This window comes from Acidothermus cellulolyticus 11B (assembly GCF_000015025.1).
In the GTDB taxonomy this organism is placed as follows: domain Bacteria; phylum Actinomycetota; class Actinomycetes; order Acidothermales; family Acidothermaceae; genus Acidothermus; species Acidothermus cellulolyticus.
In genome coordinates this window covers 1,741,672-1,753,816 of sequence record NC_008578.1, presented here as the reverse complement: position 1 = coordinate 1,753,816, position 12,145 = coordinate 1,741,672, and the positions used below count along the sequence as shown (strand labels likewise).

The following is a 12,145-nucleotide window of genomic DNA, read 5'->3' as shown; positions in this document are numbered from 1 at the left end:
GTGTATCCGATGGGAGCGTCGACGACTGCGCGGCTTGGGCCTGCGCGGGTGCGCAGCGAGCGTCGATCCTGCGCAGCTGAGCGTCACCGACTTGTCGATCTCTACCGCTACGAGCGACGGCTGGCTCGGCTTGGTCTCGAACCGGTCGCCGGGGTGGACGAAGCCGGCAGAGGCGCGTGCGCCGGTCCCCTCGTCGTCGCGGCCGTGATTCTGGGGAGCGATCGGCGGAACCGCATCGCCGGGTTGGCGGACTCCAAGCAGCTCACTCCCGCTGCACGCGAGTCGATCTACAACGAGATCATCTCCCGGGCACTAGCGTGGTCGGTTGTGGTGATTCCCTCCTCCGAAGTCGACGAGTTGGGGGTGCACGCAGCCAACATCACCGGGATGCGCCGGGCGGTCGCCGGCCTTGCGGTCCGGCCCGCGTACGTTCTCACGGACGGCTTCTCCATCGCGGGATTGAACGCTCCCGGCCTAGCGGTCTGCAAGGGTGACGAGGCCGTCGCGTGCATTGCAGCCGCGTCCGTCGTGGCGAAGGTGACCCGGGATCGACTCATGGTGGAATTGCACGAAAAGTTCCCGATGTACGAGTTCGCTACCCATAAGGGGTATGTGACCGCGGGACACCGCGCTGCGCTCGCCCGCCACGGACCGTGCCCGGAACACCGGCGCTCGTTCGTGACCGTCCGCCGGGCTGGGGGCCGGATGGAGCTGCGAATCACCGAGCTGGCCGACTCCGACGACTCTCCTGGCTTCGCATCCGGCCCGGCTGAGGCAGTGCCCGGCCCGGCGGGCTCGGCCGGGGCCGCGTCCGCGGCGGCTCGTCCCGCGGCGGCGGGGCCGGCTGGCCGGCTTGTCGATCAGAATCGTGCGGCTGACCTGCGCGACAATGGGGACGTGTCCCGTCCCGCCGAGCTGCTGGAGATCCCATGAGTGCCGAGGATCTCGAAAACTACGAAACCGACATGGAGCTCCAGCTCTACCGGGAGTATCGGGACGTCGTCGGCTTGTTCCGCTACGTGATCGAGACTGAGCGGCGCTTCTACCTCACCAACGAGTACAACCTCGAAGTGCGCAATGCAGGCGGTGATGTTTTCTTCGAAATCACCATGTCGGACGCCTGGGTCTGGGATATGTACCGCCCGCAGCGTTTGGTGAAGAATGTGAAAGTCGTAACGTTCAAGGACGTCAACATCGAGGAATTGGCCAAGAGCGATCTCCAGATTCCCAGCGGGGGCTGAACCGTCGGTCAACGGCGCCAGCCGTGCGGGAGACCGCGGCGTCCAACGCGCGGTCACCGTCTTTCAGACAGCCGCCTCGGATCAGGGGGGAGAGCGGTGTATCGGCACAGTACGCCGTCGGCGACGGTCAGCGCCCAACCGCCGCCGTTGTCGTTGACGCTGATAGGTCCGTTCACGGCCCGCGTTGGCGGCCAGGTCATGGACCTCTCGCAGCTCGCCGGGCGGAAGGCGCGCACCTTGCTCAAACTGCTGGCCGCCGAACGCGGTCGTATTCTCTCGGCGGATCGTATTGCCGAGCTGCTCTGGGGCGAGGAGATGCCGCGTGACACCGCGGGCAGCGTCGCTACTCTGGTGAGCCGGCTCCGGGCCTTACTGGGCGCGCCTTACATTGAGCGATTCGCGGGCGGTTACCGGTTGGCCGAGGCGCCCCTTGTCCACCTTGATTTCGACGATGTTGCGTACCTTACGGACGACGCGGAGCGACTGGTGTACGCCGGAGATGTGCGCCTCGCAACGATCCGTGCGGCGCAGGCGTTCCAGCTCGCGGGCGTGGGCCGGGCGTTGGAGGATGAACCTCCAGCGCCGTGGATCACCGGCCTTGAGGAGCAGCGACGTCTGCTCTGGCAGCAGGCTGGGCGGATTCTCAGCGTCGCCGCGCTGCGATCAGAACAGCCCGGCCGAGCGGTAGGGGCATTGGAATATTTGACGGCCGCCGAGCCCTGGAATGAATCTCTCCATCGCCTGTTGATTCTCGTATGCTGGGCGCTTGGCGAAATTCCGCGCGCAATATCCGTCTACCTGCGGTTGCGGGATCGGCTGACCGAAGAGCTTGGCGTCGAACCGTCGGTCCGTACGCGGATGCTGTACACCGCCCTGCTCCGGGAGGACGTTGGTCAGATGCGGGATGCGATCGGCAGCGAGACGCAGTCAGTTGTGTCAGCGTTTCCGTCGGCCGGTGTTGACTGACGATCGCACGTTGGGGGCGGGCTGGTCCGCTCCGTATCGAAACGCCAGGGCGCACGGGAACGCGTTGCGGCGCGTCCGTCCGTCATGTGCAAGCCGGCTGCAAGAATTCTGCAAAGCGTGTGGTCGAGGCTGACCGTGTCGAGTGGTCGGTCGGGGGTTGTGACCATCACGCCATACAGACGCGCGATAGTGGCCCGCGGAACGTCCGACCGGGCGCTTGAGGTTCTCGAGGCTTCGTCCAGAAGGGACGTGAGCCGCATGCGAAAGGGGGGCGGGAGCTCATGGTCAATCACGACAAACTCATGGAATTCGTGGGTCGCTTCGCAGGAGACCTTGGGGCGACGATGGCGGCGGGCAACGTCGTCCTCGGTCACGAGTTGGGCCTCTATCAGGCCCTTGCATCCGGTCCAGCCACGCCGGCGGAGCTTGCCCAGCGCACGCGGACCGACGTTCGGTATCTCACCGAATGGCTGCGCGGACAGGCAGCGGGCGGCTACGTCGACGTGGATCCCCAAACCGAGCAGTATTCGCTCAACGAAGAACAAGCATTCGCTCTCACGAATCCCGACGGCGCCTTGTATTTCCCCGGTGCGTTCGTTCTCGCGCTTGGAGCATTGCGTGCCATTTCCCGTATCCGCGAAGCGTTCCTCACCGGCGCTGGTGTCGGGTGGCATGAACATGACGCCGATGTCTTCGTCGGCTGCGAGCAGTTCTTCCGCCCGAATTACGCAGGCAACTTGGTGACGAGCTGGATTCCGGCGCTGGACGGCGTCGAGGCGAAACTGCAGGACGGCGGCACGGTTGCCGACGTGGGATGCGGCCTTGGTGCGTCAACCATCCTGATGGCGAAGGCTTTTCCGCGGTCGCGGTTCGCCGGATTCGACTACCACGATGGTTCGATCGCCTTGGCGCGCAAGCGTGCGGCCGACGCCGGCGTCGCCGACCGCACGACGTTCGACGTCAACACGGCGCAGTCCTTCCCGGGATCGGGATACGATCTGGTGGCGACGTTCGATTGCTTGCACGACATGGGCGATCCATTCGCAGCAGCACGCCATATTCGCGACGTCCTGACACCGGACGGAACATGGTTGATCGTAGAGCCGCTTGCGGGTGACGGTATCGCGGAGAATCTCAATCCCGTCGGCCGAGTGTATTACAACTTCTCAACATTCCTCTGTGTGCCGAACGCAAAGGCACAAGGGGGTCGATATGCGCTTGGCGCGCAAGCGGGGCCGCAGGCTATTCGTCAGGTAGTTGTCGACGCCGGCTTTTCGGAATTCCGGGAGGCCGCCCGGACCCCGTTCAATCTTGTGTTTGAGGCGAAACCCTAGACCGCGGTTTGACGCCTCTTCCTCGATGCAACCCGGAGAGCCGTCGTCAGAACACGGCGGCTTTCCGGCGTGGCATCGGCTGACCCGAATCCGCTGCCGACACGGCTTTGTCATCTCAACCCGAGGGTGCGTCTCACCCTGCGGGTGTGGCTCAACCTGAAGGTGCGTCGCTTGCGGTGTCTCCGCTCGGAGGAGTGTGCCCGACCCGCATACGCCGCCAACCAGCGGCCAGGTCGAACGCCGTCCGGTAGCACCGCTCGCAGGAATGCCCCCAGCCTGGCCACTTCGAGGAATGTCCCCAGCCCCGCCCACCGGCGTCCACAGACCGGCGTCAACCGCCGCGCCGGTCTGCCCGTTGCTGGCACGCTTGACCGCACGGTCGTATGGCGGAGGTGAGCGGCATGGCAGGGACGGCGTCGGCGCGGGAAGCGCTTGGTAGGTTCGGCGAAGAGCTGGCTGCGCAGCATCTTCAGACACTCGGCATGACGATACTGGCGCGCAATTGGCGGTGCCGCAGCGGCGAACTCGATATCGTCGCACGCGACGGCTACACCCTTGTCGTGTGTGAAGTCAAGACCCGTCGCGGCGTTGGATTCGGCGAACCACTGGAGTCGGTCACTCCGCGCAAGGCGGCGCGGCTGCGCCAGCTTGCCGTTGCCTGGTTGACCGAGCACGCGGCGACGAGGGTTGACACAACGGAAGGCACGCACGGCTACACCGCCGTTCGGTTCGACGTCGTCGCGATTCTGCACCGCAAGGAGGACGGTCCGACGATTGAGTATGTGCGCGGGGCATTCTGATGGGCCTTGCACGGACGTGGTCGATCACCCTCACGGGCATCATCGGTCACCTGGTTGAGGTTGAGGCGGATCTGGCACCCGGACTGCCGGGCTGTACGCTCGTGGGGCTCCCGGATGCTGCACTCTCCGAAGCCCGGGATCGGATCAGGGCCGCCATCCTCAACTCCGGCGAAAGCTGGCCGTCTCGACGCATCACCCTTGGTCTGTCACCGGCCGATTTGCCGAAACACGGCTCACGTCTTGATGTGGCCATGGCGGTCGCCATTCTCGCTGCGGCCGGCGCTGTGCCAGCTGCGCCCGTCGCCGAAATGGTCTTTCTCGGCGAGCTCGGCCTTGACGGTGGCCTGCGGCCTACGCGCGGCGTTCTACCCGCTGTACTTGCCGCGTCTGCTGCGGGCAGGGGGCGGGTCGTGGTCCCGGCGGCGAACGCGCGGGAGGCGCGTCTCGTGCCCGACGTCGAGATCTGGGCAGCCGCCCGACTCGGTGACCTTCTCACCGCCCTGCGCGAGGGCCGGCCACCGCCGGATGACCCCGGTGCCGAGGGCAGTGTGGACACCGACGTGCCTGCGTCCGCTGTGCTGACGGCACCTCACGGTGATCTCGCGGATGTTCTTGGTCAACCGACCGGCCGTCGGGCAATCGAGGTCGCGGCAGCGGGTGGGCATCACCTGTTTCTGGTCGGCGATCCGGGGACGGGCAAAACCATGCTTGCTTCCCGGCTTCCCAGTCTGCTGCCCGACTTGAGTCACGCCGAGGCGCTCGAGGTGACGGCTGTGTACTCGGTGGCTGGTGCGCTTCCCGCGGAGACCCCCATCATTAAGCGGCCGCCATTTCGGGACCCGCACCATTCAACATCCGTCGCTGCGCTGATCGGCGGTGGCAGCGGGCTCGCTCGGCCCGGTCAGGTGTCGTTGGCGCATCGTGGCGTGTTATTTCTCGACGAAGCGCCGGAATTCAGCCCGACTGTTCTCGATGCCCTGCGCCAACCGTTGGAATCCGGCCGGGTCACGATTGCGCGGTCCGGTGGTACGACGAGCTACCCGGCGCGATTTCTTCTCGTCTTGGCCGCGAATCCGTGTCCGTGCGCTGCGGCCGGCCGAAATCGGGAGTGCACGTGTTCACCGATGATGCGACGTCGATATCTCAGCCGACTGTCCGGCCCGCTGCTCGATCGGGTCGATCTCCAGGTGCGCATGGACCCCGTCAGCCGGGCGGAATTGCTGGCGGATCGTCGCCATACCGAGCCGGGAGCAGTCGTCGCCAAAAGGGTTGCGTTGGCACAGCAGCGGGCGGCGGAACGGTGGTCCGGCACGCCGTGGCGCACGAATGCGGAAATTCCTGGGCCGTATTTGCGGTCACAGTGGCCGCTTTCACGCTCGGCGCTTGCCGGGGTCGAACGCGCCTTGGACACCGGTTTGCTCTCGGCGAGAGGTTTGGATCGGGTGCTGCGGGTCGCATGGACCCTCGCCGATCTCGCCGATGTCGATCGACCTGGTCGCGAACACGTGGACGAGGCGCTGTACCTCCGTACCGGGATTCCGGCATGACAACCGGGAACGCGGGCAAGGAACAACCGGCGTCGACCATCAGCAGGCCGGCCAGGGCTGATGCAACGGAGCGATTAGCCCGAGCATTGCTGTCCCGTGTGACGGAACCAGGTGATCGGGAGCTCGCTGCGTTGCTGACCCGCTATGCCGCGACGGAGATTGTCCGTGATCTGCGGCGTGATCGGTTGCCCGTGACGAACGCCCGGCACTGGCGAACGCGGCTGTCGACGGCACGGCCTGAAGCAGATCTGCACGCCGTGGAACGGCTTGGCGGTTGCTTTGTTGTCCCCGGCGACTCCGAGTGGCCCGCCCAGCTCGACGATCTCGGTCGGGTGCCTGGCGAATACAGCGTGCCGCCGGTCGGGCTCTGGCTGCGCGGTGCGGGAAAACTTGCCGATGCCGATCGCACGATCGCCGTCGTCGGTTCCCGAGCCGCCACCGGTTACGGTGAGTACGTCGCCGCCGAGTTCGCTATCGGGCTCGCCGAGCGGGGTTTCCTCGTGGTAAGTGGCGGCGCCTACGGGATCGACGCGGCCGCACATCGGGGCGCGTTGGCGGGTGGCGGCGCGACGGTGGCCGTGCTTGCGTGCGGTGTTGACGTCTGTTATCCACGCGGCAACGCGACGCTGTTTCACCGCATCCTGTCGACGGGCCTTTTGCTGAGCGAGTGGCCGCCAGGGTGCGCACCAATGCGGCATCGGTTTCTCGTCCGCAATCGGGTAATTGCAGCACTAGCGAGCGGCACGATCGTCGTTGAGGCCGCGGCACGCAGCGGTGCGTTGAATACGGCGAACCGGGCGCGCGACCTAGGAAGGCACGTGATGGCCGTCCCCGGACCGGTAACCTCGCCGCTGTCGGCTGGCAGCAATCAGCTGCTCCGGGAACCGGATGTCTGCTGCATCACACGCGCGGATGACGTCGTCGAGATTGTCGGTCGCCTCGACCCGTCCATTGCCCCGACGCCCGGTGCGCCGCCGAGCAGCGCCCGCGACCGGCTCGACGGGGTGACCCGCAGGGTGCTCGACGCGGTGCCGGCACGGCGGTCAGCTGGTCCGGCCGGCATCGCGCTCGCAGCCGGGTTGGCGCTCCCGGACGTGCTCGCTGCCCTGGGCCGGCTTGCCGCCGACGGCCTCGTGGAGCGCACCGATGCCGGCTGGCGGGTGGCGGGCTAACTCCGCCGGGAACGGGGTTTCCCTCGGGGCAGAATGCGCTTCGCTCTTTCTGGTGGCGGGTTAGTCGATTCGCAGCCGGGCCAAGGACCCGTTCCGCCGAGTTCGCGCGAGGGCCGACGACCCCGGTGCCGACCGCCGCCATGCCGCCGGGTTCACGGCGGGCCGACCGCCGCCATGCCGCCGGATTGCCAAATCCCCCGGTGTGCCAGGCACTCGAAGAGTATCTTCAGCGGGTGTGACGGATGTGGCGACGACGCCGAGTCTCGGCACCGCCGTTGAGCTGTTCGCGCGCCACCTTCAGTACGAGCGCAGCCTTTCGTCGCACACGGTTCGGGCGTACCTGACCGATCTGCGCGACCTTGTTGATCATGCCGAGCGGTTGGGGTGCCGTGAGCCAGCGGACCTCACGGTCGCCGTGCTGCGCAGCTATCTTGCGAAGCTTGACACCGTTGGTCGAGCACGAACGACGATCGCCCGACGTGCCGCCGCCGCGCGCGTCTTCACGGCGTACTGCAGCAAGAAGGGGTGGATGTCCCACGATCCGGGGCGTCGGCTCGGTACGCCGAAAGTGGTGCGTCCGCTGCCGGATGTTCTCACGCAGGCCCAGGCTCGCGCGGTTCTTGAGCGGGCCGAACAACGTGCCGGCCCGGATGCCGAAGCGGATGCCGGGGCGATAGGCGTACCCGAGGACGCCCGCGAGGACGCCGGGGCGGCAAACGCCGCGCAAGATGTCGACACGATCTCCTTGGCCCGCCGGTTGCGTGATCGTGCGATTCTTGAGGTGCTCTACGCGACGGGAATTCGCGTTGGTGAGCTCGTTGCTTTAGAGACGGATGACATCGCCTGGGTGCGGGCCGTCATCCACGTGATCGGTAAAGGCAACAAGGAGCGGACGGTGCCGATCGGCCAACCAGCCCTGCGCGCGGTTGAGCAGTGGCTGAGGCATGGCCGCCCAGCGTTCCAGACCGGCGCCAGCGGATCTGCGATCTTTCTTGGTGTACGCGGCCGACGCATCGACCCGCGGGAGGTACGACGCGTGGTGTACGCCGCGACTCGTGATCTTCCGGACGCCCCGCGTCTGGGTCCACACGGGCTGCGCCATAGCGCCGCGACACACCTCCTTGAGGGTGGCGCCGATCTGCGCAGCGTTCAAGAGATACTTGGTCACGCTACGCTCGCTACAACGCAGCTGTACACGCACGTATCGATCGAACGTTTGAGGGCAACCTATGACCGCGCGCATCCCAGAGCCTGACGGCGTGGGACAGAACATTGACGCGGTCACCGAGCAGGCAGGACCGGATGAGGTGACGGCAGGACTCGGCGAAACCCCACCGGAGGAGGTGACCTCCCGCGAGGACGCCGAGGCGGCGCTCCGTGACCTGTGGCGGCGGTTCAAGGAGACCGGCGACCCCGAGCTGCGTGAGCGTCTCATCCTGCATTACTCGCCCCTGGTCAAGTACGTCGCCGGCCGGGTCGGTGTCGGCCTGCCGCCCAATATCGAGCAGGCCGACTTGGTCTCCTATGGGATCTTCGGTCTCATTGACGCGATCGAAAAGTTCGATCTCGACCGCGCCATCAAGTTCGAGACGTATGCCATCAATCGCATTAAGGGCGCGATTATCGATGAATTGCGGGCCATCGACTGGATTCCCCGCTCGGTCCGCTATAAGGCCCGTGAAGTCGAGAAAGCGTACGCCGCACTCGAACACAAGCTGCACCGGACGCCTACCGAGGCGGAGGTTGCTGCAGAACTCGGCATTAGTCTCGATGAACTGCACGCCATTTTCAGCCAGGTATCCTTCGTCAATGTGATTGCGCTTGATGAATTGCTCAACGTCGGCGGGGACCGCGGCGATCGGCTCTCTCTGGTCGACACGCTCGAAGACACCAAAGCTGAGGATCCCGTCGAAGCATTCGAGACCGAGGAGACGAAGTACCTTCTGTCGCGCGCGATCAACGCTCTTCCTGAGCGCGAGAAAATCGTTATCACGTTGTATTACTACGAAGGGCTGACGCTTGCGGAAATCGGCCAGGTTCTCGGCGTCACCGAGAGCCGGATCTGTCAAATGCACACCAAGGCGGTGCTGCAGCTGCGGGCGAAATTGGCGGAGCAGACCGGGGGGTAGCGCCAGAGCCTGAGCTCGTTCAGCTCCCGGCGGGCCGCCTGCCGCTGACCCGGGAACCTGCCTCGGTCATCCCGGCAGAGGCAGACGGTCACGGCTTGTCGGTCTTGCGCCTGTCGCGATCGCCACTGGGGGTATCGACCCACGTCACGCGGTACGTGCGCCAACGATGCGCGGCCTCAATCAGCCGACTGACGCCCGGCAACGATCGGGTCTTTGACCGAGCCCAGTGCCATGACTCGGGCCGCGCCACAATCCGGATGGAATCAGCGGCGAGCCAGCCGGCCTCAAGGACGAGTCCGGCCAGTCCGGCGACACCGACTCCGGCCAGCCAGAGAACCGGCCGCGGCAGTTCCAGGGCGAAGAATGAGCGGCTCCACGGAACGATGAGAGCCAATACGAGCAGTGTGATCATCGATGCGACGAGCCACTGCTTCGGGCGAGTCGCGGGCCGCGCCAAAATCGATAAAATCCACAGCCCGATGCCGGCGAGGACGAGGGTCGCAACCGTTCGTGCCTCTGCCAACGACGTCGTCGGATCCGAACGGGCGAGCGTGTAAGCCCCGAACGTTGCCGCCGCGGCGACCACACCGGCGGGGACGGCGAAGCGCAGCACGCGTCCGACGAACCCCGGACGGGCCCGCGCCGCGTTGGGGGCGAGTGCCAGGAAGAACGCCGGAATGCCAATGGTCAAGCCGCTTACCAGCGTCAAGTGTCGCGGCAGAAACGGAAACGGGAGTTGCGCGACTCCGACGGTCAACGCGAGGACCGTGGCGTAAACGGTTTTCGTGAGGAAAAGGTTCGCCACCCGCTCCACGTTGGCGATAACGCGCCGGCCCTCACCGACGACAGCAGGTACTGCGCGGAACGCGTCATCGAGCAGCACGAGCTGGGCGACGCCTCGGGCTGCGGTGGTTCCCGATCCCATCGCAATGCCGAGGTCCGCGTCCTTCAGCGCGAGCACGTCGTTGACTCCGTCGCCGGTCATGGCGACCACATGTCCCTGGGCACGGAGCGCGGCAACCATCGCCCGTTTCTGATGGGGCGTCACCCGTCCGAAGACCGAGTTGGCTTCCATGGCGGCCCGTAGTTCCTCGCTGTCGCCGGTGGGCAGCCGGCGCGCATCCACGGGATTGCCTAACTGTGCGAGGCCGAGTTGCGCAGCGATGGATCCCACGGTCTGCGGATGATCGCCAGAGATCACCTTGACCTGGACGCCTTCAGCGGCTAGGAAGTGCAAGGTCTCTGCCGCATCCGGCCGTAATTCATCGCGAAGGACGACAAGTGCCGTCGGCTCAACTCGACCGGGATCCGGATACCGGCGGGCGCCCTCGTCCGCCGCCGCTTCCGGGAGATACTGGGCGCGGGCGAGAAGAAGGACGCGACGTCCGGAGCGGGTAATGGCGTCAATCGCGTCACCGGCCTGCGTCCACGCGGCAGCGGCGAAAGGCTCACCATTGGAGCCGTCCGGTCGGTGATCGGCGTTGTCGTCGGCGGGTGGGGGTGGTGCCGCGTCCGCCGGCTGCCGGGCGAGCAGGACCTCCGGTGCACCGAGTAACCAAATGCCGTTGGAGCCAAAGTCGGCCCCGGAGAATTTCCGAGCCGAGGAGAAGGCGAGTTTTGCGACCGGCGTCCACTGCGATGCTTCGGCCCGTTCGGGACGCTGGTCGACGGCGGCGCGAATGGCGCTGATGGTGGCGTTCGGCGTCTCCTCGCTGCGGACCAGGGCGGCTAACGCCGTCCACGCCGCCTGCGCCGTGGCCGTGCCGACCGGGCGCAATTCGTCAAACGTCAAGCGTCCTGTGGTGAGCGTTCCGGTCTTGTCAATACACAGAACGTCGACCCGTGCCAGGCCCTCAATGGCGGGCAGTTCCCGGACGACGACGCGTTGCGTGGCCAGCCGGACAACCCCTACCGCAAAGGCGATGCTGGTCAGGAGAACGAGTCCCTCGGGAACCATCGTGACGGTACCGGCGACGGAACCGCGGATCGCGTCGGAAAGGTTGTGGTTGTGTGCGAGTTGGCTCCACGCGAGGAGCGCCGCGACGGGAATGAGAATCCACGTGATGACCCGCAGAATCTGGTTGATGCCGTCGCGCAATTCCGAGCGGACCAACGTGAAACGCCGGGCTTCGGCCGCGAGCTGGGCTCCGTACGACGACGTCCCGACACGGGTGGCTCGCATCAACCCGGATCCGGCAACGACGAAGCTCCCCGACAACACGGCATCCGCCGGCCTCTTGGTAATCGGATCAGACTCGCCGGTCAGCAGCGACTCGTCGATTTCCAAGCCGTCCGCGGCAAGAATTTCGCCGTCGACGACCACCTGCTCGCCGGGCCGAAGCTCAATGACATCGTCGATGACGACCTCGCTCGCTGGGATCGTCTGTGTCGATCCGTCTCGGCGGACGATGGCGTGTGGCGCGGTGATGACGGCGAGGCGGTCAAGGGTGCGTTTCGCACGTAATTCCTGAACGACGCCGATGGCTGTATTGAAGACGAGAACCAGTCCGAAGAGACCGTCCTGAATGGGGCCGACGACGAGGATGACGGCGAAGAGTCCTCCGAGCAGCGCGTTGAAGCGTGTGAAGACGTTCGCCCGCAGGATTTCCAGAACGGTTCGGCTCGGCGGGATGGCACTACTGTTGACAAGCCCGCGAGCTCGCCGGGCCGCAACCTCGGCCGCAGTCAACCCTTGCAGCCGAGACACCCTGGCGAGCGCTGCATCGCGAGTCAGCACGATCGTCTCCGCGTCCTCGCTCGACGGTGGGGTCGGATGGCCAGTCATCATCGCCGTCCCTACACGTCTAGGGCGCACGGTGTCTCCTGCAGCGTATCGAGAGATTGCGCCACGGCCATCACGGCGCGTAATTGTCGACCGCCGCGGGCCGTCCGCTTCCCCTCCGCGCCGCTGATCGCAAACGTCTGGTCGGCTATCGATTGCGCCGCCGAGGAATCC

General features: G+C 66.0%; 10 protein-coding genes. 9 read left to right on the top strand and 1 reads right to left on the bottom strand.

What is annotated here, in order from left to right:
• Positions 1–9 precede the first annotated feature (9 nt).
• The 9 genes from ACEL_RS08005 to whiG all read left to right on the top strand — a co-directional run bounded on the left by ACEL_RS08005 (position 10) and on the right by whiG (position 9,189).
• Positions 10–933: a ribonuclease HII gene (locus tag ACEL_RS08005; protein ID WP_011720389.1), complete on the top strand. Its 924-nt coding sequence runs from the start codon at positions 10–12 to the stop codon at positions 931–933.
• A complete protein-coding gene (locus ACEL_RS08000) occupies positions 930–1,241 on the top strand; it encodes a DUF2469 domain-containing protein (RefSeq protein ID WP_011720388.1) in 312 nt (103 codons plus the stop codon). The genes ACEL_RS08005 and ACEL_RS08000 overlap by 4 nt, the downstream gene beginning before the upstream one ends.
• A 96-nt stretch (positions 1,242–1,337) precedes the next feature.
• Entirely contained in the window at positions 1,338–2,207 is an 870-nt protein-coding gene (locus tag ACEL_RS07995; RefSeq protein WP_011720387.1) for an AfsR/SARP family transcriptional regulator, read from the top strand.
• A gap of 281 nt (positions 2,208–2,488) precedes the next feature.
• Positions 2,489–3,541, top strand: coding sequence for a class I SAM-dependent methyltransferase (locus tag ACEL_RS07990; RefSeq protein WP_011720386.1), 1,053 nt, complete (start codon positions 2,489–2,491; stop codon positions 3,539–3,541).
• Between the two features lie 401 nt (positions 3,542–3,942).
• The gene (locus ACEL_RS07985) at positions 3,943–4,341 is read left to right on the top strand and encodes a YraN family protein (protein WP_011720385.1); all 399 of its coding nucleotides are present in this window, start codon (positions 3,943–3,945) and stop codon (positions 4,339–4,341) included.
• Positions 4,341–5,888 (top strand): YifB family Mg chelatase-like AAA ATPase, encoded by a 1,548-nt coding sequence (locus ACEL_RS07980; protein ID WP_011720384.1) that lies wholly within the window; start codon positions 4,341–4,343, stop codon positions 5,886–5,888. Before ACEL_RS07985 ends, ACEL_RS07980 begins: the two co-directional genes overlap by 1 nt.
• A 98-nt stretch (positions 5,889–5,986) precedes the next feature.
• Entirely contained in the window at positions 5,987–7,060 is a 1,074-nt protein-coding gene (gene dprA, locus ACEL_RS07975; protein WP_202943344.1) for a DNA-processing protein DprA, read from the top strand.
• 244 nt (positions 7,061–7,304) lie between these two features.
• Positions 7,305–8,315: a tyrosine-type recombinase/integrase gene (locus tag ACEL_RS07970; RefSeq protein ID WP_011720382.1), complete on the top strand. Its 1,011-nt coding sequence runs from the start codon at positions 7,305–7,307 to the stop codon at positions 8,313–8,315.
• A 4-nt stretch (positions 8,316–8,319) separates the two neighbouring features.
• Positions 8,320–9,189, top strand: coding sequence for an RNA polymerase sigma factor WhiG (gene whiG, locus ACEL_RS07965; RefSeq protein ID WP_011720381.1), 870 nt, complete (start codon positions 8,320–8,322; stop codon positions 9,187–9,189).
• A gap of 88 nt (positions 9,190–9,277) precedes the next feature.
• On the opposite strand, the gene ACEL_RS07960 is transcribed toward whiG, so the two are convergent.
• Positions 9,278–12,004 carry an HAD-IC family P-type ATPase gene (locus ACEL_RS07960; RefSeq protein ID WP_202943343.1) on the bottom strand — a complete coding sequence of 909 codons (2,727 nt, stop codon included), beginning with the start codon at positions 12,002–12,004 and terminating at the stop codon, positions 9,278–9,280.
• Positions 12,005–12,145: the final 141 nt, after the last annotated feature.